The 21986-nt window shown below is 43.9% G+C and carries 20 protein-coding genes; 14 read left to right on the top strand and 6 right to left on the bottom strand.

The window, feature by feature from the left end; all coding sequences use genetic code 11:
* Positions 1-61 precede the first annotated feature (61 nt).
* The 5 genes from ruvX to xerD all read left to right on the top strand — a co-directional run bounded on the left by ruvX (position 62) and on the right by xerD (position 3843).
* Positions 62-592 (top strand): Holliday junction resolvase RuvX, encoded by a 531-nt coding sequence (ruvX, locus tag JMY05_RS11440; RefSeq protein ID WP_413786573.1) that lies wholly within the window; start codon positions 62-64, stop codon positions 590-592.
* 92 nt (positions 593-684) lie between these two features.
* Entirely contained in the window at positions 685-1170 is a 486-nt protein-coding gene (locus JMY05_RS11435) for a hypothetical protein (RefSeq protein ID WP_045442997.1), read from the top strand.
* A 60-nt stretch (positions 1171-1230) separates the two neighbouring features.
* Positions 1231-1557 carry a sulfurtransferase TusA gene (gene tusA, locus JMY05_RS11430; RefSeq protein WP_201615150.1) on the top strand — a complete coding sequence of 109 codons (327 nt, stop codon included), beginning with the start codon at positions 1231-1233 and terminating at the stop codon, positions 1555-1557.
* Between the two features lie 120 nt (positions 1558-1677).
* Positions 1678-2880, top strand: a complete 1203-nt coding sequence (locus tag JMY05_RS11425; RefSeq protein WP_045442994.1) for a methyltransferase — start codon at positions 1678-1680, stop codon at positions 2878-2880.
* A gap of 24 nt (positions 2881-2904) precedes the next feature.
* A complete protein-coding gene (gene xerD, locus JMY05_RS11420; protein WP_045442992.1) occupies positions 2905-3843 on the top strand; it encodes a site-specific tyrosine recombinase XerD in 939 nt (312 codons plus the stop codon).
* Positions 3844-3913: 70 nt separating this feature from the next.
* On the opposite strand, the gene JMY05_RS11415 is transcribed toward xerD, so the two are convergent.
* The gene (locus JMY05_RS11415; RefSeq protein ID WP_201615148.1) at positions 3914-4753 is read right to left on the bottom strand and encodes a hypothetical protein; all 840 of its coding nucleotides are present in this window, start codon (positions 4751-4753) and stop codon (positions 3914-3916) included.
* A 211-nt stretch (positions 4754-4964) separates the two neighbouring features.
* Between JMY05_RS11415 and JMY05_RS11410 the strand changes: the two genes are divergently transcribed.
* Entirely contained in the window at positions 4965-5573 is a 609-nt protein-coding gene (locus JMY05_RS11410) for a class I SAM-dependent methyltransferase (protein WP_045442989.1), read from the top strand.
* A 94-nt stretch (positions 5574-5667) separates the two neighbouring features.
* Here the strand turns inward: JMY05_RS11410 and lptG are convergent, their stop codons facing one another.
* Both lptG and JMY05_RS11400 read right to left on the bottom strand, forming a co-directional pair.
* Complete coding sequence (lptG, locus tag JMY05_RS11405; protein ID WP_201615146.1) at positions 5668-6894, bottom strand: LPS export ABC transporter permease LptG; 1227 nt, start codon at positions 6892-6894, stop codon at positions 5668-5670.
* A complete protein-coding gene (locus JMY05_RS11400) occupies positions 6894-8189 on the bottom strand; it encodes an LPS export ABC transporter permease LptF (RefSeq protein WP_045443735.1) in 1296 nt (431 codons plus the stop codon). The genes lptG and JMY05_RS11400 overlap by 1 nt, the downstream gene beginning before the upstream one ends.
* A 564-nt stretch (positions 8190-8753) precedes the next feature.
* On the opposite strand from JMY05_RS11400, the gene JMY05_RS11395 reads away from it, so the two are divergent.
* The 5 genes from JMY05_RS11395 to sstT (JMY05_RS11375) all read left to right on the top strand — a co-directional run bounded on the left by JMY05_RS11395 (position 8754) and on the right by sstT (JMY05_RS11375) (position 14603).
* Positions 8754-9374, top strand: coding sequence for a cysteine hydrolase family protein (locus tag JMY05_RS11395; RefSeq protein ID WP_201615144.1), 621 nt, complete (start codon positions 8754-8756; stop codon positions 9372-9374).
* Between the two features lie 190 nt (positions 9375-9564).
* Positions 9565-11244 carry a leucyl aminopeptidase gene (locus JMY05_RS11390; protein ID WP_045442983.1) on the top strand — a complete coding sequence of 560 codons (1680 nt, stop codon included), beginning with the start codon at positions 9565-9567 and terminating at the stop codon, positions 11242-11244.
* Between the two features lie 36 nt (positions 11245-11280).
* Positions 11281-11769 (top strand): DNA polymerase III subunit chi, encoded by a 489-nt coding sequence (locus tag JMY05_RS11385; protein ID WP_045442980.1) that lies wholly within the window; start codon positions 11281-11283, stop codon positions 11767-11769.
* Between the two features lie 213 nt (positions 11770-11982).
* Positions 11983-13185 carry a serine/threonine transporter SstT gene (gene sstT / locus JMY05_RS11380; RefSeq protein WP_045442977.1) on the top strand — a complete coding sequence of 401 codons (1203 nt, stop codon included), beginning with the start codon at positions 11983-11985 and terminating at the stop codon, positions 13183-13185.
* Positions 13186-13400: 215 nt separating this feature from the next.
* Positions 13401-14603: a serine/threonine transporter SstT gene (gene sstT, locus JMY05_RS11375; RefSeq protein WP_055123716.1), complete on the top strand. Its 1203-nt coding sequence runs from the start codon at positions 13401-13403 to the stop codon at positions 14601-14603.
* A 91-nt stretch (positions 14604-14694) separates the two neighbouring features.
* Here sstT (JMY05_RS11375) and JMY05_RS11370 read toward each other — a convergent pair whose 3' ends face one another.
* Positions 14695-15018: a chaperone modulator CbpM gene (locus JMY05_RS11370; RefSeq protein ID WP_045442974.1), complete on the bottom strand. Its 324-nt coding sequence runs from the start codon at positions 15016-15018 to the stop codon at positions 14695-14697.
* A 92-nt stretch (positions 15019-15110) separates the two neighbouring features.
* Positions 15111-16094: a DnaJ C-terminal domain-containing protein gene (locus tag JMY05_RS11365; RefSeq protein WP_045442971.1), complete on the bottom strand. Its 984-nt coding sequence runs from the start codon at positions 16092-16094 to the stop codon at positions 15111-15113.
* A gap of 572 nt (positions 16095-16666) precedes the next feature.
* On the opposite strand from JMY05_RS11365, the gene JMY05_RS11360 reads away from it, so the two are divergent.
* The gene (locus JMY05_RS11360; RefSeq protein ID WP_045442968.1) at positions 16667-17029 is read left to right on the top strand and encodes a septal ring lytic transglycosylase RlpA family protein; all 363 of its coding nucleotides are present in this window, start codon (positions 16667-16669) and stop codon (positions 17027-17029) included.
* A 111-nt stretch (positions 17030-17140) separates the two neighbouring features.
* Here JMY05_RS11360 and JMY05_RS11355 read toward each other — a convergent pair whose 3' ends face one another.
* Positions 17141-19162 (bottom strand): ABC-F family ATP-binding cassette domain-containing protein, encoded by a 2022-nt coding sequence (locus JMY05_RS11355; RefSeq protein WP_045442964.1) that lies wholly within the window; start codon positions 19160-19162, stop codon positions 17141-17143.
* 467 nt (positions 19163-19629) lie between these two features.
* Here JMY05_RS11355 and erpA point away from each other — a divergent pair, with 467 nt between their 5' ends.
* Together erpA and gshA are read left to right on the top strand one after the other, a co-directional pair.
* On the top strand, positions 19630-20010 hold the full coding sequence (gene erpA / locus JMY05_RS11350; RefSeq protein ID WP_045443732.1) for an iron-sulfur cluster insertion protein ErpA: 381 nt from the start codon (positions 19630-19632) through the stop codon (positions 20008-20010).
* A 349-nt stretch (positions 20011-20359) separates the two neighbouring features.
* Positions 20360-21934 (top strand): glutamate--cysteine ligase, encoded by a 1575-nt coding sequence (gene gshA / locus JMY05_RS11345; protein WP_201615142.1) that lies wholly within the window; start codon positions 20360-20362, stop codon positions 21932-21934.
* Positions 21935-21986 lie beyond the last annotated feature (52 nt).

The following is a 21986-nucleotide window of genomic DNA, read 5'->3' as shown; positions in this document are numbered from 1 at the left end:
ATTTAAATTAAAGCCGTTAAGCTAAATGAATCACGCCCAATAGAAATAGGAAGTATGCATAATGATGGTAGAGTCTGATACGAGCATTGAAATCGAAACTGCTGACACTACTGTGGCGGAACCTGCTATTAAGCCTCATCTTATTTTGGCGCTCGATTACGGGGTAAAAAAGATGGGCATGGCGCTGGGTAACACCATTACCGAGACTGCGCGTGCTTTTGATATTTTGGCGATGAATAATGGTCAGCCTGATTGGGATAATCTGCTCGGTATTATCAAAGTCTGGGGCGTGGCAAAAGTGGTGGTTGGGTTGCCACTTAATATGGATGGTAGCAGCTCCATGCTCTCCAAACGTGCGCATAAATTTGCCCGTCGTCTAGCGCATCGAGTCATGGAACAGCATCTACCAGTGGTCGTGAGCCTTTGTGATGAGCGCCTGACTTCAGTGGCAGCGCGTGAGATTGCATGGGATAATGGTTGGATTAAGCATGAACGCGACCCAATTGACGACATCTCTGCCTGCATTCTGATGTCGACTTATTTCGCTGACCCCAGTAGCAGTATCGCCATCGACGCTATCAAAGCCGATTAAATCAGCGATAAACCTGCTGTTAAAGCACTCTTAATTAAAACACTGCCAATTCTGACATATCGTCACTCTACACGGATAAATACCTGATTATTATGACCACTGTCTCAGACCACTCCCTGCAAAACAAATCGCAACATGGTTTTGCGCCGCTTGCCATCGCCCGTATCAAAGGCGCACAGCGAGCGAATCAAATAGCGATTTATCTCATTTATGCCGCTATTCTCGCCTTTATGGTCTTTGGCACCATTGCCAGTATCAAAGCCTTTCATGACAATCAACTGCTTTATCAACTTTTCTATAACTTGCCCTATGCCTTGGTTGCGCTTACGATTCCTATTACTATTTATGATGCGCTGGTGATTTATCGTTATCGCTTAAACCAAGCGTCGATGATTGCCATGAGCATTGGCGTATCGACCATCATATTGGTTGGTGGCTTATTATTCGCTGATACCGCCTGGTTAGGCTTATCTTGTTGGCTAGGTGTGGCGTTTTTATTTAAAGTGAGCTTTAAGCGCTTTTTTAATTTTCTAGAAGCAGAAAAAGACACAGACACAGACATCGCTGAAGAAGCGTAAAGCATACTTATAAATGACGCAAAAAACTTTCACCTTATATTATCGATTTAAATGACTACTATGAGCACTTTTACCACGCAGACGACGATCAATCATTATTTAGATACTCAAGGGCTGATTTGCCCTGAGCCAGTCATGATGCTGCATCGAACCATCCGTAACGCTGATGCTGGCGAGGTGATTGAAATACTCGCCACCGACCCAGCCACCACTCGTGACATTCCTAATTTTTGTCGTCATTTGGGACATGAGCTTGTGCAGCAAGAAACGCTTGCTGAAAATGTAAATCTAAACGTCGATCCCGATGAAATAATGGTCGCTGGCGATGAGGATGCACCAATCAGCGCCACGCTTTATCGTTATCTGGTTAAGAAAAAAAGCGCTTAAATGCACTCAAGTTACCGCAGCAAAGCATTGATCACAGCACAACATTGACAGCGCAATAAACAATATAAAGGTATCTTTGCATTTTAAGCGAAGTATCTTTCACAAAAGGTAGGCTATTACGTGTTACAAACAGAAAAGCAGTATGTACAATGGCAAGAAAACGAGACTCTACATAATGCTCTTTGGTTGTCTGAAAGCAATCATATGCCACCTGCGCGTATTGTATTGGTCGATGATACAACGACCGCAGATGACGCTTACCGCTTAGCTTGCGAAGGCAGCTCACTGCTGTGGCGCGGTGATTTTCATAATGCACGCCAGTTGCTACAAGCGCTCGGTCGTCGCATAGATCGTACCAATGAGCGCTCCGAGCTGCGTAAAGCAAAAAAAGCGGCTAAATCTACAACAGAATCTGGTTCAAGCAACTCTAAAGAAATACCCAATCTATTTCATCAGCAGCGCCAACTCCAAGCGCAGCGTTCGCGCATATTAAGCCGTTTGCTACTAGAGCTTGATGCCAATTATGTCAGCCAACTACGCCGCGCCCCCGATGTCAGTGCAGCTTGTACAGCCGCTTTTGGCCCACTAGATAAGGCAATGGATGAGTCTTGTGTGCTGTCATTTCGTGACTTGCAAGGTGCACTTGGTGCAGCAGGATGGCGCGAAAAAGGCGTCCCAATAGACAGCTTAGGGTTATCAGTTTTCCCGCATTATGGTGTGTTTGCACCAACCCGTCATGAGTATGTACAGCTATTGCTCGATGCACCGCTACCAGCGAGCCATGATGTCGCCTATGACATCGGTACCGGCACGGGATTGCTGGCTATTATCTTAGCGCAGCGCGGTGTTCCACAAGTGATCGCAACGGATTTGAATCCACGTGCTTTGGCCTGTGCCAACGAGAATTTTACACGATTAGAGTTACCTGCCGTACAATTGCAGCAAGCCGATTTGTATCCGACTGATGCACCACTCGCCAATCTGATTGTCTGTAATCCACCTTGGTTACCTGCTAAGCCAAGCTCGTCTCTTGAGTACGCCGTCTATGATGCCAAGAGCGCGATGCTGCGTGGAGTATTGCAAGGTGCCAAACAGCACTTAGCTGAGCACGGAGAGCTTTGGTTAATAATGTCGGACTTGGCAGAGCACCTGCAACTACGCACCCGTGATGAGTTACTAAGCTTGTTTGCCGATGCTGGATTGGCCGTAAAATATCGTCTGGACACCCAACCTAAGCATGGTCGCAGTCAAGATGATACGGACCCTCTACATGTCGCGCGCAGTGCTGAAGTCACTTCATTATGGTGTCTAACGCTTATCTAACATTCAACCATCGAGTACTGAGTTATGAGCCGTGATCGTGCCGTGCAACAGCGCCAACCTAAGGCGCTGGCAGTAGATGATGAACCCAGTTATGTGACTGAGTTTCGTCAAGCCATGCTGGCACGTGGTCTAGCGACTCGTACTCGTAATGCGTATGTCCGCGACCTGCGTTCCTGCGAGCTGACCAATCCTATTGCCCTGACACGCTGGCAGCCTGATGACGTGCTGCACTGCTTATCAACCCTTACTCAAGAAGGCAAAACCCCACGTACTCAGGCACGCATGCTCTCAAGCTTGCGTCAGTTTTATCTATGGATGATTGCTAGTAATCTGCGTGAAGACAATCCTTGCGAGCGTATCAAAAGCCCCAAGCTCGGACGTCCACTTCCCAAAGACTTAGCAGAGGCAGATGTCGATAATCTACTTGCCTCGCCTGATACCAGCACTGCGCTAGGACTCCGTGATAAAGCCATGTTAGAGGTGCTATACGCCTGCGGGCTGCGTGTGAGTGAATTGATTAATCTCTCATTAGAGCAAGTGAATCTAAATGCTGGCTGGCTTCAAATCACAGGGAAAGGAAATAAAACGCGACTAGTGCCACTCGGCGAATACGCAAGCGATGCGCTAGAAGACTATCTAACGCATGCTCGTGGTGATTTGATTGCACATTTGAAATCAGGAAATTGCCAAGCGGTATTTTTGACCGCACAAGGCGGCTATATGACGCGGCAGAATTTTTGGTACTTGCTTAAGAAATACGCCAAAGTGGCCAGTATCGATAAAGAACTATCACCGCATACCCTACGTCACGCTTTTGCTACGCATCTGCTGAATCATGGTGCAGACTTACGTAGCGTGCAGTTACTACTTGGGCACAGTGATTTATCAACTACGCAAATCTATACCCATGTGGCGACGGCAAGATTGCAGAAATTGCATGCAGAGCATCATCCAAGGGGTTAAGTGAAATTAAATCTGATATAGGTTGTGTACTATTCTTTTCTTAAGGAAATATTCAGCTCATTTACTAAATCTATTCATAAGCTTTTTTTATCGGATTGAATTTCACAATTTTACTGTAGTTAATAGTCTCAATACGCTCATCATCTTCAGTAGGCTTTTCGCCTTTGTAAGTCAACATAATAGGATAATAAGTGGTATTGTCCGACAATACTTTTAAAGTCCCTTCATAACCATAATACAAAGGTGAGTCTTCATCGTAACGCTCATTGCTTGAGCCAGCATCACCAATATAATAAACATTGATGAAATCATTTTCAGGTAGGTGTAAGGCTTCCCACCAGTCATCTCTTGCACCTTGGCCCATATAAAAATTCGTAAATACACTACCTACTAGATTCTTACCTAACGGCTGCAAACCATCCTGAATATCTTCGGCATATAGCCCCACACTTCCATTACTACTCGAATACTCTACGTCCTTCGGTGTTTGACTCACTAACTGAAACAATCCATTATTCAATTTTTTAAAACTGTATAAGTCTGCTGTTGCCTTACACATATGACAAGTATCAATTTCTCCATGAGAAACCTGAGCTTTTTCAATAATAATCAGATAACGATCTTCACGAGCTGTATTTTTATATTGAATAATAGGGCGCATTAAGGCGATAGTCGCCCTGCCAGAATCATCATATTTCCCTAATCCGATATACGGTATATCTTCCATATAATCCACATGAATATCGAACATCTGACCATTATAAAACTGACGCATTACTTCTTTAAAGCTTAAGTCTTTGATTTTAACCTGAGCTATTTTACCGGCAGAGAAAGCTGGTACGGCAGCAATGACAGGGGTCGCTGATAGAACACTTAAACTGAGCGCCAAACTAAGTAAAAGATTTTTCATGCGACATTCCATGTGATTATAATGTTCGAAAAGAATCTATCAGTGAGTAGAGTATATGCAGCCATAATGTAACATACAAATTATAAAAGTATAAAATCTAAAGAACCATAGCTGCAAACCTACCCTTTTCTCGTTACAATACGCGTATGATGTGCACGCTGCATAACTGAGCAATGCACCACCTTTTACTTATCCATTATCCGAGAATCTCATGAGCCATAGACCACCTGCTGACCTATTGAAAAACGCCCAACATTGGCGTGAAGACATTAATTTTCGCCAAGACGTACTGGGTAAGCCATTTGATTTTTCGACCACGTGGGGCATTTTTTCACCGCAAAAGCTCGATGACGGTAGCTTGATGCTGCTTGATTATATTGACTTTGAAGCGGATGACGACTCGATTGATTTGGGCTGTGGTTATGGCGTACTCGGTATGACGGCAGCGCGTGAATGTCCAAACGGTCTGCATACGTTGATTGATAAAGATTTTATGGCGGTAGAATATGCACGCCTAAATTGTGAGAAAAACGGTCTAAAAAACGTCGATGTGCATTTATCAAATGGCTTCAATCACGTAGCAAAAGACAAAGACTTTAGCCTTGTGATGTCAAACTTGCCAGCCAAAGTAGGTAAAGAGCAGCATTATTTATATTTCCTCGATGCCTATGCCCGTATGCGTAAAGGTGGGCGTTTTTACGTGGTCACCATCAATGGCTTGCGTCAGTTTATGAAGCGCTCGTTTACCGAAGTGTTTGGCAACAGCGAAAAGATCAAACAAGGTAAGACCTATACGATTACCATGGCGACGAAAGACTAAGCTTTAAAAGCTTATGTCTTAAAAGCTGTATAATCAAAGAAGCCCGCTAAAACATAGTGTCTTAGTGGGCTTCTTGATGGCACATGATATCTGGCTACATCTGCCGTTTGAGCAAATATCCACCCAATATCGCACTGGCGATAATCGGTAATATCACCATTAATAATGGCGAAAATCCAGTCGCCAATGAGACAAAGCCAACCAAGTCTTGCACATAACTAAACAGCAAGCCAAATAGTAATGCAACGACAATACGTAAACCCAAGCTATGCGTCCGCAGTGAGCCAAAGACGAATGAGCAGGCAACAATCACCAGCGATAAAATCGATAATGGTGACAGTAGCTTTTGCCAAAAAGCCAGCTCATGACTTAACGAGCGTGTGCCTTGTTGGCGCATAAATTGACGATGCTCATACAGCTGAGTCAATGACAAATCCTCTGCCTTACGGGTAAGCAGATATACCGATTCTGGGGCAAAGGGCAGGCTTAAAATATCTGACGGTGAGATGGCTTGGCTACTCTCAAAGCCCTGATTAATCATCAGCTTGGTCATGTTGTTCAGCTGCCACTCATAGCGATATTGCTCGCTCGGTTTGCTGCTGGCAGGATTAACAGGTTCACGACCAATATATTTACCACCCTCAGCGTGAATGGCCGTTTGCAGATTGCCATTATTGTCTAAATGCCAGCGTTTAACTTCACCGATATTGCCTTGCACATCAGCATAATCGATATACAAAATATCGCTACCATCTGGCTTGGCACTGCCGTCTTTTGTACTCTCAAAGCGTGGCTGCAACGTCCAATAACCGCGTACCGATGTGACCAATGAACTGCTATCTTCGTCGTTGATTTCTTTTGCCAATTGATTAGAGTGCGGCAGCACGAACTGATTGATAATCAATGCGAGCAACACAAAAATCAAAGCAGGCTGCAATACCCAACCGACGATACGATAAACGCTGACGCCAGCGGCACGCATCACGACCAGCTCACTTTTATTGGCAAGCAAGCCCAAGCCGACCACTGCACCTAGCAATGCGCCAGTGGGAATAAATTGCTCTAAAAAATAAGGCGAGCGATAAAAAATATACTTAATCGCCTCGCCCATCGTATAGCTATCATCTAACGAATCCAGCTCAGACAAATAAGAGAATACCAGCTGTAATGCCCACAAGCCTATGACAGCTCCGACGATTGCGAGCAAAGCGTTCAGCTTGACGTAACGGCTCAGCACTTTTAGTTTGGCAGGTTTGCGAGCGTACTTAGCATGAGCGTTTTGCGAGTCAGGATTAGATGGTTTAGAAGATAAGACACTCATTAGGACTGCCCTCCTTGTGAGCCACTGCTCTGATGATCGGCAACTGTTAAAGGCGTGTTCTTCGGTTTGCGAAAGCGTAATCGATGCTGCACACGGCTACCCCAATTCATATAAAGCGCCAATGCCATAAATCCTAAAATGAGCCACGCATATGCCCAGACGCTCACGCTGCCTTTGCTAACAGCATTTTTAAGTGAAATAATACCCAGCGCACAGCTGACAAACAATAAAATCGAAGGAAATAGGCGCAACCAGCGACCTTGACGCGGGCGTACTTGTGCCAGTGGTACAGCGAGCATTGGTGCAATGATCATCAACCACGGCAATGCCAAACGATAGCCAAGCTCACTTTGTGCCACACGCAGCGAGTTGCCACTACTTGCCGTACCACCCGTCGCGGCTTGCCATAATGGTCCAATCGCTTGCGTTTCGATATTATCTTCAGTGATGACTTCTTTTGAGGATTCTGTCAAAGTAATGCGGTAACGATCAAAGCCCACTTGATTGTATTTCAGACTGCCAGCACCGACTTCATAACGACGCCCTTGGAACAAGTCCAATTGGGTCACACCGCTATTACCCGTGTCTACTTGCTCGGCACGCTTAGCCAACGTGATAGTATCTTTGCTGATGTTGGTATTATTAGTAATCGCCGTTGGCATATTTGGCATGTCTGAAATATTTAATTGCTCAGCCGTTTCTGGATCGATGGTGTTTTTAACATCGACAGCAGCCTCTTTAGCAGTGTTATTTTTAGCGGCACTGCCCTTTTTTTCAGGCTCAGATTGAATCAATATGACATCTTGCAATTGCTTTTTATCATCGCTCAAGCTGCCCACATACAAATGATAATTGCCACTACTAATAAATTCATTGGGACGAATTAAATCAAAAGCGCTGGTCAATGCTTGCTGTTGCCAGACACTTTCTGATGAGCGTACGCCCCACGGTTTACCAACGATAGATAAAGCCGCTTCACCAACAAACAACGCCAGGATTAAAGGCGTCATCAAACGGGCAAGTTTACCACGCGACACCCCACTGGCATTAATCACCGCCATTTCTTGATCGACATACAGCCGCCCGAATACCAGCATTAGAGCGATAAAAAATGCTAATGGCAGGATAAGCTCTAAAAAGTACGGCAAATTATAACCAATGATGGTAAATAACAAGCTGATATCTAGATTGCCTTCTGCGGCAATACCAAAGTAACGGATCAAACGACCGCCCAGCATCATCACCACTAAAAACCCCAAGACCAATGCGGTCGTTGAGGCAACTTGTTGAGTCATATAGCGGCGTAATATCACAATGGGCACTCTTTTAAAAAGGTTGATAGTCGCACGATTTATCGCAGCTTTATTGGCAAACACTGACAATTATGGATAGCTCTAAATAAAATAGCTGATACCGATAACTGGACAATAGAAATACAAGACCGTGCTGCTCAATCAGATACTTAAACAGCCCTAAAAGCAACGGCAAAAGATATGAAAATATCTGCGAGACGGGTTAGCGACATGCTGTAAAAATTAGCGATAAAGATAACCGCTAATCCTAGCATATTTTGCTCAAAAATGGCTGTGAAATGTGTTTGCAAACATTGCGTCCATCTTCCTATAACGCTGTATGGTTCACTAATAATAGATATGATATGAAAAAAATAATGAGAACTTAACTCATTAGTTTGTCTTATCTAAGAAGCCTTTTTATTAAGTCTTTATATAACATTTTTACTTGATGTCATTTGGAAACCTTTGTGTGTCATTCGTATCACTGCCCTCGCACCATTAGGATTACTTGTTAAACTGAGAAAACTAAAAATTCCTAATTAGCTCGCCCAATGGAGAATATTAATGACAAATAAACTCGGTTCTACCCCTTCTACTTTACTTGAAATCGCTGGTGGTCAATTTGATACGCTCAATTGGTCAAATTGCGCCGTAGTTTTTATTGACTATCAAAACGAATATGTCGATGGTGCGATGCCATTGGGGCAAGCTGGTACGAATGCCATTGCAAATGCGCGACTATTGCTAGATAAAGCTCGTATACAGAACGCTCCGATATTCCATATCGCCCATCACGGCGCAGATAATGGCAACGTTTTTGATCCTTTATCATCTAACGTCGAGATTATCGCTGAATTACAACCAAAGGATGGCGAAACCGTCATCGTCAAAAAAAATCCCAATGCGTTCCATGATACCCAGCTGCAAGCACTTATTTCAGCTGCGCAAAAACAGCAAATTATTTTTGCAGGTTTTATGAGTCATATGTGTGTTAGCTCAAGCGTGAGAGCCGCCTTTGATTTAGGCTTTGACAGTTTTGTTTGCCATGATGCTTGTGCCACTCGCGACCTGCCTGACTATAAAAAAGAGAAAATCAGCGCTGATACCATGCATGCTACCGCCATGGCAGCACTGCAAGATAGATTTGCCGCTTTAGTAGCAACCGATGAGTTAGTTAATAGCTAATAAGCGGTTCGAACCCATGACCTAAACCTTGCTCACTGCGCACTCACCTCGCAATATGCTACACTATTGCGATTGCTTGATTGGCCAAACAATCTGATAATTTAACAGGTATCAGCAATTAAAAAAATCTGCCATTTTCATAGCGTTAACGTCATAACTATAATGTCATAACCCCAATAAGGATAAATATATGAATATTAAATTAACCCAAACACTGCCAAAAACTCATACGCAAAAAATCCTCAAAAAAGAAGCGAAAAGTAAAGACGCGGCCTGCCTTGTCGTCTTAATTGATGATCAAAAAAATATCTTAGCTGAGTCAGTATTGAGCGATTATCAAACCCGCATTGAGCAATTGATTGAAGTATCACACTTTAACGGCAAAGCTTGTGAAACCGTCGCTGACTATGCGCTAGCGGGTGATAAGAAAACCACCAAAGAAAATCCAGTACAGCTATTATTAGTCGGTGTGGGTAATGTTGATAAATTGCGTCATAGCGTTCTAGAAAAAATTGCCAAGACCATTTATAAGAGCACCCAAAAACGCGTCGATTCTATCACTGTGGCGTTAGGTGATAGCTTAGAAGAAAACCAGTTTAGCCAATTTGCGCTGAGCCTATTGGCAGCAAGCTATCGTTTTGACAAGTACAAATCTGAGCAGCAAACACCTGTTTTAACAGACATCTACTTATTGGCAGAGTCGTCTTTAGAAGACTCATTAAACTTTGCACAAGCGGTCTTTACTGGTCAAAGCTTGACCCGTGATGTCGCCAATGAGCCGGGTAATATCTGTTTCCCAGCGTATATGGCAGAACAAGCACAAGAATTGGCAGCCACTTATCCTGACCTCTTAAAAGTCACGGTACTTGGTGAAAACGAGATGTCAGCACTGAGTATGAACTGCTTCTTATCGGTCGCGCAAGGCTCTACTAAAGAAGGCAAGCTGGTACTGATGGAGTATCGTGGCAAGTCTAATTTTAGCGTCAATGCTGATGGCCATACTAGCAAAGCCACCACCAACAGCGCAAAAGTAGCTGGCGGTCTCAAAGCCTTGGCTGATAAACTACCAACCAAAGCTGCTAGCAAAAAAGCCGCTAAAAAAGCTGACCAAAATAGCGAAGACAATGCCCAAAGTGCACACGATGATGCCCCTATCGTGCTTGTTGGTAAGGGTGTTACCTTTGATTCAGGTGGTATCTCAATCAAACCGGGTGCGGCGATGGATGAGATGAAATTTGATATGGGCGGTTCTGCTGCGGTACTCGGTACCCTAAAAGCATTATGTGAAGCGCGTCTACCGATCAATGTCGTCGGTGCACTAGCTTGTGCTGAAAATATGCCATCAGGAGAGGCAACGCGTCCAGGCGATATCATCATAGCAATGAACGGTAAGTCCGTTGAAATCCTAAATACCGATGCTGAAGGTCGTTTAGTATTGTGCGATACCTTATGCTACGTGCAGAAGTATTATCAGCCAAAAGCCATCATTGATGTCGCAACCTTGACTGGTGCTTGTGTGGTTGCGTTGGGTCATGTACGCTCGGCAGTCTTTAGTAATGACGAAGATGTGTTGTTTGACTTAGAAAACGCCAGTAACTTATCAGGCGATCTAATCTGGCACATGCCAATGGATGACGAGTATCAAACGCAGATTGACTCCCCTATCGCTGATATTCAAAATATCGGTGGTAAAGGTGCTGGCGCTGTGACTGCTGCCTGTTTCTTATCGCGCTTCATCGAAGAAGGTCAAGCATGGGCGCATTTAGACATCGCTGGTACGGCATGGATTTCAGGTCAAGACAAAGCCGCGACTGGTCGTCCAGTGCCATTATTCATGCAATACCTAAAAAATAGCGCAAATATGGCATAATCTATTGATGAATCACCATTCAATGAAAACCACTCTATGAAAGTTAGCTTTTATGTATTAACTGAGAATAAAGCCCAAGATTTCTTGGGCTTTATTTGTCAGCTGACCCAGACGGCGCTCAATAAAAGCAGCCAGTCGTTATTGATTCTTATCGAAAAAGACGATGCATTGCTGTCGACGCTTGATCAAGCCCTTTGGGCACAAGACGATACGAGCTTTATACCGCATCAACGCCTTTTAGATTCTAATCCTGAAGGCGCCGATATTGACGGTGTTCATATTGATATTAATAATCAATTATTAGCACCAGTGTTGCTTGCCAGCTATATGCCAGCCGACTTTAAAGGGATCGTACTCAATACTACGATACGTCCCGTTAATGACTTTATAAATGCTACCAGCAATACATTGCCAACTCGTATTCTAGAGCTTATCAAACCTGATACGGTCAGCACTGAGGCAGGCCGCGCTAAATATAAGCATTACCAGCAACTCGGCTATGAGCTTACCCATTTCAAAGTTTAGTCTTCTATTACAAAATCAAACGCCAGTCATGGCGTTTTTTTGTGCTTAAATTTTGACTTTTAAAATTCTTAGAGGCTTATAAGTACGTTATTGCCTACTGCCTTATAAAATCTGTCAGTAGGCGCTTATCACAAAAAATGCTAACATCCTTCGGTCGTTAAGCTAACGATTGTTAAGCTAATATTTATTTCCAAATGGACTAAAGGGGTAAAAATGCATTCATTAATAGCGATGTACCAACGAATCGGATTGGTAACGCTGATTGTTATCGGCTTAGTACTAGGTACTTTGATAGGATGGCTGGCGCCAAGTGTGGGTATTGCCTTAGGTATTTTGGGGACTCTGTTCGTAGGTGCCCTAAAAGCTGTTGCCCCTATACTGGTATTTTTTTTAGTGATGGCTGCTATCTGTCAACATCGTAGCGGTAATAAGGTTTATGTAAAACCGGTGCTGTTTTTATATCTGATAGGCACTTTTATAGCCGCTTTAGTCGCTGTTGGTGCCAGCTTTTTATTCCCAACCGAATTGACGTTAGTGAATGCGACCATCGAGCAAGTACCGCCAGCAAACTTAAAAGAAGTATTGAACAATTTATTACTCAGTCTCGTCGCCAATCCAGTTGCTGCCCTAGCCAATGCTAACTATATCGGTATATTAGCTTGGGCCGTTATTATTGGCATTGCGTTACGACAAGCTGGCGAGACGACTCGCAGCACTGTCAATGACATTGCAGATGCCATCTCAAAAGTAGTCAAATGGGTCATCGCGCTAGCACCTTTTGGTATCTTGGGGTTAGTCGCCAATACCGTCGCTGATACTGGCTTTGCTGCGTTATTGGGCTATGCACGAATTTTGCTAGTACTGATAGGCTGTATGTTGTTTATTGCTTTGGTGACGAACCCTCTCCTCGTATATTTCAAAACAGGTAAAAACCCTTATCCACTGGTATTCACCTGCTTACGTGAATCTGGTATTACTGCGTTTTTTACCCGTAGCTCTGCTGCTAACATTCCTATCAATATGAACCTTGCCAGCAAATTAGGGTTACATGAAAATACTTATTCAGTCACCCTGCCATTAGGCGCTACTATTAATATGGCAGGTGCCGCGATTACGATTAATGTCTTAACGCTTGCAGCCGCGAATACACTCGGTATTGAAGTGACCTTTGGCTCAGCATTACTGCTAAGTATAGTCGCTACAATTAGTGCTGGCGGTACCTCTGGCGTCGCTGGTGGCTCATTACTACTCATTCCTTTGGCGGCCAGTTTATTCAATATTCCTGATGATATTGCTCTACAAGTGGTGGCTATTGGCTTTATTATTAGTGTGCTGCAAGACTCCGCAGAGACCGCATTGAACTCATCAACAGACGTCTTGTTTACTGCCGCTGCTGATCCAAAATATGCACGCTAATGTTGGGTCTCTTTAAAACGACCATAACAAACCAATCACCTTAATTGATAGGTATAAAAATAAAAAAAGGGCTTAACTGCCCTTTTTTTGGTTATAATTTACCCATTTTTATTCTGTTTTACGAATCTTACCTGTATATGAGTATGAGACTAGTAAAGCAAAAAACATAAAATGGCTTGTTCTCTTTCATTATTCATTAGATTGTCGGGGTAAGGATGTATTCATTTTTTGCAATGTATAAGCGCATTGGTCTAGTACCACTTATTATTATCGGTTTGATAGCGGGCGTATTGATAGGTTGGTTGGCACCAGATATCGGTATTGCCTTAGGATTATTGGGTACCTTATTTGTAGGAGCACTAAAAGCCGTCGCACCGATACTGGTATTTGTGTTGGTCATGGCGGCCATTAGCCAACATCGCAGCGGTAATGAGGTTTACGTCAAGCCTGTGCTTATCATGTATATGTTTGGCACTTTTTTAGCCGCACTGACAGCTGTCGGCGCGAGCTTTTTATTCCCGACAGAACTGGTATTGGTCAACGCCACAATTGAGCAAGTCCCACCAGCCAACCTCAAAGAAGTACTGACCAATCTACTACTAAACCTGGTTGCCAATCCTGTTAATGCCATCGCTGAAGCCAACTATATTGGTATTTTAGCGTGGGCAATTATCATCGGTTTCGCACTGCGCCAAGCCAGTGATACCACACGCACTGTGGTCGGTGATTTTTCTGACGCCATCTCCCAAGTGGTGAAGTGGGTCATTGCCCTAGCACCTTTTGGTATATTGGGTTTGGTCGCCAACACCGTCGCTGAGACAGGCTTTGCGGCTTTGGCAGGTTATGCGCGTATCTTGATGGTACTGGTTGGTTGTATGCTATTCATCGCTTTGATTGCCAATCCTATTATTGTACTGATCAAAACGGGCAAAAACCCTTATCCGCTAGTATTCAAGTGCTTGCGTGAGTCAGGGATTACCGCATTCTTTACGCGTAGCTCGGCTGCTAACATTCCCGTCAATATGAACCTTGCCCGCAAACTGGGTCTACACGAAGATACTTATTCGGTAACAATTCCACTGGGTGCGACCATTAATATGGCAGGCGCGGCGATTACAATTAACGTCTTAACGCTTGCAGCCGCGCATACACTCGGTATTGAAGTGACCTTTGCCTCAGCACTGCTACTCAGTTTGGTTGCAACCATTAGCGCCTGCGGTGCCTCTGGTGTCGCTGGTGGTTCATTATTGCTTATACCATTAGCAGCAAGCTTATTTAGCATTCCAAACGATATCGCCATGCAAGTGGTTGCGATTGGCTTTATTATTGGTGTGATACAGGATTCGGCAGAAACGGCGTTGAACTCTTCAACGGATGTACTGTTTACCGCAGCAGCTGATCCAAAATATGCGCGTTAAACGCTAAATATATTATTTGCAAAAAAAGGGTCTCATTTTAGAGACCCTTTTTTTGTGCTGATTTTTTATGTACTGACTAAAGGGGAAAAAATTATTTTAAATGATCGATTTCAATTTCAATCACTGGTGTCTGCATGTCTAATTGGCGTTTAAATTGGCGTAATTGTTCGAGCTCATCCAACAGCTCAAGTATCAAGCCAATCGCAGGAACACTGGCTTCAAAGTCGCGGCTAAGGCGCGAGGCACGGCGCACTGTCGTCAGCTGATAACCAGTGAACTGCTCACGTTCCGGCACATCATATTCGATGATGTCCTCTTCAATCAATTCGATGACCCATTGGCGCTCTTGGCCACAGGCAGATACCAGCTCATCCAAGCTCATGATAATATCGGTAAATTCAGGCGAGTGTTTCATAGCTATTATCCTCGTTTGCTCTTTATTTCATCGTTATCGTATGGTCTTCATCTCTATTACAGTGTTTCAATGTGAGTAATTTTTGGCGGCCATTAACGACTAATATTGATGTCGGCAAAGGCTTGTTTTAGTTGCTCATAAGCTTGGGTCGCAGCCTCAGTGCTGATATCAGGGTTCACGATGTTTAAGGTTAGATACAAATCACCCGCTTGCTTAGCAGGGATACCTTTACCTTTTAGGCGTAAATTGCTACCAGACTTGCTGTTCTTAGGCACAGTCACAGCGAGCGTACCAGCTGGCGTACTGACGTTGATTTTTTCACCCAACGCCGCTTCCCATGGCGCTATATTGACGGTTTGGTAAACATCAGCGCCTTCGATACGGATATTGTCTGCGTGACGGATTTTTACTTTTAAAAATAAATCGCCATTTTTACCGCCACCAATACCAGCGGCACCTTGCCCTGCTAAGCGAATTTGCTTGCCATCCGTGATGCCTTTAGGGATTTTAATTTTCAGCGTTTTGTTGTCATACTCGACACTGCCATTCGGTTGACGAATAGGGACATTCAACTTAATGCTGTAGTCGTCGCCATTATAAACGGACGCCAAATCAACCGTAATCTCTGCATGTTGATCTTGACCTTTACTATCTTGCGAGCCAAAACCACCACGCTGCGATTGTCCACCCGCTGAACCACGTGCACCGCGACCAAATGCCGAAAAGATGTCATCGAAGCGGAAGCCACCATCGCCATAAGCTTCGCCTTCACCAAACTGATCTTTGATATCTTCCCAGCGGTAGCCGCCTTGCCCGCCACTTGCAGATTGACCACCAAAACCACCACTTTGACCAGCAAAGGGATTGTCTAGCATGGCGTCATATTCGGCACGCTTTTCTTTATCTCTAATGGTTTCGTAAGCATTATTAATCTCAGCAATCTTATTGTCTGCATCTGGATCATCGCTCACATCAGGGTGATATTGACGGACAAGCTTACGGTATCTTTTTTTAATATCTGCAGCTGACGCGTCTTTTTTGACCCCTAAAATGTCATAGTAATTTTTCTCTGCCATGTTTTTGTCCTCAACATAAAAGCATGTTAATGATACTGGTATGCCCATTTTAAACGATATGGTACGGAAATTTATTCAACTGCGACATAACAGGTGGTAACGATAGTCTATCTAATAATGATAGTAATATAAAAATTCAATACCGTTATACAAATATTACCAGTAATAGTGCCGAACAACAGCAGTGTTTAGGTTGTTTGAAGCACTTAATACATTATGATTCGCCTTTGTCACTGCATTGGCATACTTCTCTATGATTCTGGCATTATTATTCTTTGATAACCACAGACGTCATATCAATTTAACACTCGCCCTAATGAAAAAATAGAGAGTCAAGCCAAAAATACCATTAACAATGTAAATCATTATTTAAAACAATTACATACAGATCACTGGTATTTAATAGCTAGCGTGCCTAAATGAGCGTTTTGACCTTGGTAGTTCTTTTACAGAACCGTAAGAATATGACAAAGTATGTGTTGTAAAATGAATATAATATTTGTACTCATAGGGAGTATGAATAACATAGGCAAGTGTATCTGTCTATTTTATAAATTGCTTAAAGGTATTAAATGTCTTATTTAATCAAGTCTTTGGTTATCACATTATCACTATTGCTGAGTACCACCGTTTTTGCTGGAAACACCAGTTATTACGGTAGTCAGTTCCATGGTAAACGCACTGCTAGTGGTAGTATCTTCAACATGAACTCTTTGACCGCTGCGCATCGCACGTTGCCGTTTGGTACGAAGGTACAAGTGACCAACAAGAAGACAAAGCAGAGTGTAATCGTAAAAATCACCGATAGAGGCCCTTTCATTCGGGGTCGTATTTTGGATTTATCGAAAGCCGCTGCTGGTCAAATAAACTGTCAGTTATGTACGACCACAATGGAAATACTGTCTTATGGTGATGGTAAATACCGTAAGGAATAACGTAATAAAAAAGGGAGAGCCAGCGCTCTCCCTTTTTTGTGACTGTTTTTATCAAGTAAAAATAGCTTAAAAAACAATCAAAACCTGTTATTTACTATAGTGAACAGCTCTCTACTCAAAACCCGCTTCCATTTCTTCTAATGTCGTCATCAAAAGCAATAGTTTTTCTTCATTGTCACTGTGCTGCTGCTGCAATGCCGTTTGCTCATTAAGTAATAACAGCAAATCAGACTTGCGACCTTCTTCATACAAATCCGTATCAGCCAGTTTTTCTTCAAGGGTCACGAGCTGTCCATCAATTTTAGCCAATGTCTTTTCTATCTCTTCTATCTCACGGCGAATAGGCGCGGTGAGTTTGCGTTGTTCAGCCGCCAATTTGCGCTGCGCATCTTTACTAAGCGTGGGCGTCGTCGCTTTACTTTTTGATGAATTATCAGGTGCTTGATTACTCACTTGACCCTTATCCGTTTCACGTGAAACGAATTTCTTACTCTCTTTTTTGCTTTTTTTCTTACTGGTACTTTTATCTGATGAGTTCTCTTGCTTACGCTTTTCTGCCAACCACTTACCGTAGTCGCTGATGTCACCATCGAACTCCTCGATTTGACCATCATGTACCAAAAACAGCTCATCACAGACGTTGGCAATCAACTCACGATCATGCGAAACCAGTACCACTGCCCCTTCAAATCCTTGCAAGGCGATGGTCAGCGCTTGGCGCATTTGTAAATCTAAGTGGTTGGTCGGCTCATCGAGTACCAGAACGTTCGGACGTTGCCAAACAATCAATGCCAGCGTCAAACGCGCACGCTCGCCCCCAGAGAATAGCTCACTCGGCGTATCGATACGCTCACCGCGGAAGTCAAAACTACCCAAAAACGAACGTAACATCGCATCAGAGGTTTTACCGGCTAGACGACGCAACATCTCTATCGGTGTTGCCTTGGCATCCAAGATATCCATTTGATGCTGGTTAAAGTAGCCTAATTTCAGGGTATCCGAAACACGATACGTCCCTGTTAATACGCCAAGCTCGCCGACCAATGCCTTAATCAATGTTGATTTACCTGCGCCATTCATACCTAGCAAGCCAAGACGCGTATCAGGCGTCACTTGCACATTGGCATTATATAGAAGTGGCGTATCGCTATAGCCAATATCCGCTTTGGTCAGCTCAATCAGTGGTGAGCTCATATTTGCTGGCTCATAGAAGCGGAAAGAGAACGGGTTGTCCGCCATCATCGGTGACAGCTCAGCCATGCGCTCAAGCTGCTTGATACGGCTTTGTGCTTGCTTAGCCTTACTGGCTTTGGCACGGAAACGACGAATAAAGTCATCCAAATGTGCCTTAGTCGCTTCTTGTTTTTCAAAGGCTTGCTGCTGCTGCGCCATACGCTCGTGACGCGTGCGAATAAACTGCTGATAGTTACCGGTATAAAGGGTGATTTTTTGTTGTTCGACATGCAAGATATGACCGACCGTGGCATCCAAAAAGGCTTGGTCATGCGAGATGACGATGACCAGACCAGTATAGGCATTGATCCAAGTCTCAAGCCACAAAATCGCATCCAAATCCAAATGGTTGGTCGGCTCATCGAGTAACATTAAGTCCGCACGGCTCATCAAAGTTTTGGCGAGATTCAAACGCATGCGCCAACCACCCGAAAACCCTTCTACGGGTAATTCATGCTGGCTGGTATTAAAACCAAGACCTGCCATGATTTGTGCCGCTTTAGTCGGCGTACGATAGCCATCAATTTCATCAAACTGCTGATGCAATACCCCAATCTGCTCATCACTGACGCTACTCAAATCATTCAAAGAAGCATTAATCTCATACCACTGCTCATCACCGCTCAATACATAATCGATTGCAGACTGCGTCGTAGCACCAACTTCCTGCGCCATATGCGCCACATGCCAGCTATCAGGAATACTAACTTCACCTCTATCAAGCGTGACCTCGGTATCTCCTCTGTCCATTCGCGTCAACAATAAGGCAAATAAGGTAGATTTGCCGGTGCCGTTGTTGCCCGTCAAGCCAACTTTGTGGCCCGGATGTAGCTGGAAGCTTGCCCCTGCAAACAACTCACGACCATCACGGCGAACACCAACGTCTTTAAATTCGATCATATAATCTCTTCAACTCAACAGTAATATAAAATATAAGGCAATAAAAAACACACATCTGGCATGTTAACTGGCGGCTATTATTTCAAACGCTTGCCCCATAGGCAAACGATTAAATAACTATTTCAAAACCAAGTGTTTATTCGCACAAAAAGTCTTTCTCTTAGCATGAGTTTATGGGGATAATAACCGCTAGTATCAATCAGCCACCTTCAGCCAGTAGCGTCACTCTTGACAAACGAATCAATACCCCCATTATGATATACTGCGATGAGATAAGTGCCCGTTATCAACCAAATCGTTGTAATGACACAGATATCATATTTATAATGCGCCATTAGTCATACCAATAGCAGCGCCATAATAACAGCACCCAATTGAATCAAACGCCGTGCGTATCTTTATTTGCAACTATTTCATTGCAAACCCTAACTGGACGACCGCATTTGATCCTAGCAACTGAGGTAGATATGAACGAATCAGCCAACCAATTTAATCCAAGCGCCAGCCAGCCAGTAGACCCAACTGTTTTAAGCTTAACCGATAGCGCTGCACAAAAGGTGCGACGTCTACGTGAAGAAGAAGGCGACAGCGATCTGATGTTACGTGTCTATGTGACGGGCGGCGGCTGCTCAGGTTTTTCTTACGGCTTTAACTTCGCCAATGAGCTCAATGAAGATGATGCCAATTTTGATAATGACGATGTAACCTTGGTCGTCGATTCACTAAGCTATCAGTATTTACAAGGCTCTACCGTTGACTATACTGAAGGGTTAGAGGGCGCACGCTTTATCGTCACCAATCCAAATGCCACCACCACGTGTGGCTGTGGCTCATCCTTCTCTATTTAAGTTGGCAAGACGCATGACTTTTGATCAAGATACCTTCCTCGTTAGTCAACGCTATCATAAACCGCTTAACGTCGTACTTTTGAAGCATCTATCTCGTAGGTAGATGCTTCTTGTTTTATGCGTTTTTTAGAAAACAGTAACGCGCTGTTCATAAAATTTTTTATTGAAATACCTATTAAAATCAAGATGAATGAGCGCCTGTAAAGCTTATCGTATTTGTAATTGTCCGTGGTTTTCAGGGCAGCTTTGAGCTAAACTGACGGCATTCTTAATCCAATATTTACCTTCATTATGGTCAAACGCCAGTCGTGTTTTGATCCGCCATAATAAATAACAATAGATGACTATTATGAGTAATTTTGCGAGTAGCTTTGTGAATTTTGACATTCCTAATTGGTTTGATAGCAAGCATCTAACGGGCATGCTCCGCGGTATCGAAAAAGAAGGTCTGCGCGTAAGACCCGATGGATACTTGGCTCAGACGCCGCATCCAGCCAAACTTGGCTCAAAGCTCACCCATCCGTTTATCACAACTGATTATTCAGAAAGCCTACTTGAGCTAATTACTGACCCCAAAACCTCACCAAAAGAGACGCTAAACATGCTGCGTCAGTTGCATGTATTGGTCTATCAAGCCATGCCTGAAGGTGAGCTGATGTGGCCGCTGTCTATGCCTTGTATGCTGTCATCGAATGACGAAGACATCCCACTGGCTGATTATGGCAGCTCTAATACAGGTAAGCTCAAGACGCTATACCGTAGCGGGCTTGGCATCCGCTATGGTCGCCGCATGCAAACGATTGCAGGTTTACATTATAACTTGTCTTTTGGTGACGGATTATTTGAAGTCTGGCAAGCTGAAATGCCTGCTGCACAAGCGCAAACGCTGACAGAATTTAAAAACGAAAAGTACTTAGGGCTTATCCGTAACTTTAAGCGACTGACCAGTTTGGTGTTGTATTTACTGGGTGCTAGCCCTAGCGTTTGTCCTTGTTTCTTAGCTGGTCGTGAGCATGATTTAGAGCTACTAAACGACTCAACCTACTATAAGCCTGCTGCCACCAGCCTACGTATGGGCAAGCTTGGTTATACCAATAGTGTGCAAGAACAGCTCGATATTCGTTATAACTATCTGCCAGAGTATGTCGATGGACTGCGCCGTGCGATTCAGACTCCGCACGAAAGCTTTGCCAAGCTTGGCTTAGATGATGCCGATGGCAACCCTATCCAAATCAACAATCATATTTTACAAATAGAAAACGAATACTATAGCCCTATTCGTCCCAAACAAATTGCGATGAGCGGCGAGACACCGACCGAAGCATTAGAGCGCCGCGGTATCGCCTATGTTGAGTTCCGTGCAATCGATCTAGACCCTTATAGCGATGTCGGTATTCGTCTGTCTAGCGCTTGTTTCTTAGAGGTCATGGCGCTGTACTGTCTGCTGAGCGACTCACCTGATCTGTTACCTGAGGAAGAAGAGACCCTAGCCATCAATCTTGAGCGCGTGGTAAACGAAGGTCGCCGCGAAGGCTTACACATTATAAACAACGGCGAAGAGCAACTGCTTGAGAGCTGGATGCTGGTGCACTTAGAACGTATGCAACCACTTGCCGCGCTACTTGATGCGCATTATGGCGGCAACGATTACCGTGCAGCAGTCGCGTTAATGCAAGGTAAAGCAGGGCACTCTGAATCAACCATTTCAGCACAAGTGAACTCTGATAGTCAGCGTTTAGGCAGCTTATGGCAGCTTGGCTTTACCTTGGCGCAGCAGCATCGTGAGTCTTTATTACAGCAAACGCTTAGTCCAAACACTCAAGCCAAATATGAAGTGTTGGCAGAAAAATCAATATTACAGCAAGCTGAGATTGAAAAAGCCGAAACTGAAGATTTTATGGAATTTTTACAGCAATATCGCTAAGTTTTGATTTCTGAGTTTTGAGTACTAAATTCTGACCGCCACTTAACGTGTA

The sequence above is a fragment of the Psychrobacter sp. JCM 18902 genome (genome assembly GCF_904846615.1).
Taxonomy (GTDB): domain Bacteria; phylum Pseudomonadota; class Gammaproteobacteria; order Pseudomonadales; family Moraxellaceae; genus Psychrobacter.
This window is presented reverse-complemented; position numbering and strand designations above follow the sequence as displayed.

Bases quoted from the DNA above. Each gene is read 5' to 3' on its own strand.
- ruvX (WP_413786573.1), top strand. From the start codon at position 62: ATGATGGTAGAGTCTGATACGAGCATTGAAATCGAAACTGCTGACACT.
- JMY05_RS11435 (WP_045442997.1), top strand. From the start codon at position 685: ATGACCACTGTCTCAGACCACTCCCTGCAAAACAAATCGCAACATGGT.
- tusA (WP_201615150.1), top strand. From the start codon at position 1,231: ATGAGCACTTTTACCACGCAGACGACGATCAATCATTATTTAGATACT.
- xerD (WP_045442992.1), top strand. From the start codon at position 2,905: ATGAGCCGTGATCGTGCCGTGCAACAGCGCCAACCTAAGGCGCTGGCA.
- JMY05_RS11415 (WP_201615148.1), bottom strand. From the start codon at position 4,753: ATGAAAAATCTTTTACTTAGTTTGGCGCTCAGTTTAAGTGTTCTATCA.
- JMY05_RS11410 (WP_045442989.1), top strand. From the start codon at position 4,965: ATGAGCCATAGACCACCTGCTGACCTATTGAAAAACGCCCAACATTGG.
- lptG (WP_201615146.1), bottom strand. From the start codon at position 6,894: ATGAGTGTCTTATCTTCTAAACCATCTAATCCTGACTCGCAAAACGCT.
- JMY05_RS11400 (WP_045443735.1), bottom strand. From the start codon at position 8,189: ATGACTCAACAAGTTGCCTCAACGACCGCATTGGTCTTGGGGTTTTTA.
- JMY05_RS11395 (WP_201615144.1), top strand. From the start codon at position 8,754: ATGACAAATAAACTCGGTTCTACCCCTTCTACTTTACTTGAAATCGCT.
- JMY05_RS11390 (WP_045442983.1), top strand. From the start codon at position 9,565: ATGAATATTAAATTAACCCAAACACTGCCAAAAACTCATACGCAAAAA.
- JMY05_RS11385 (WP_045442980.1), top strand. From the start codon at position 11,281: ATGAAAGTTAGCTTTTATGTATTAACTGAGAATAAAGCCCAAGATTTC.
- sstT (WP_045442977.1), top strand. From the start codon at position 11,983: ATGCATTCATTAATAGCGATGTACCAACGAATCGGATTGGTAACGCTG.
- sstT (WP_055123716.1), top strand. From the start codon at position 13,401: ATGTATTCATTTTTTGCAATGTATAAGCGCATTGGTCTAGTACCACTT.
- JMY05_RS11370 (WP_045442974.1), bottom strand. From the start codon at position 15,018: ATGAAACACTCGCCTGAATTTACCGATATTATCATGAGCTTGGATGAG.
- JMY05_RS11365 (WP_045442971.1), bottom strand. From the start codon at position 16,094: ATGGCAGAGAAAAATTACTATGACATTTTAGGGGTCAAAAAAGACGCG.
- JMY05_RS11360 (WP_045442968.1), top strand. From the start codon at position 16,667: ATGTCTTATTTAATCAAGTCTTTGGTTATCACATTATCACTATTGCTG.
- JMY05_RS11355 (WP_045442964.1), bottom strand. From the start codon at position 19,162: ATGATCGAATTTAAAGACGTTGGTGTTCGCCGTGATGGTCGTGAGTTG.
- erpA (WP_045443732.1), top strand. From the start codon at position 19,630: ATGAACGAATCAGCCAACCAATTTAATCCAAGCGCCAGCCAGCCAGTA.
- gshA (WP_201615142.1), top strand. From the start codon at position 20,360: ATGAGTAATTTTGCGAGTAGCTTTGTGAATTTTGACATTCCTAATTGG.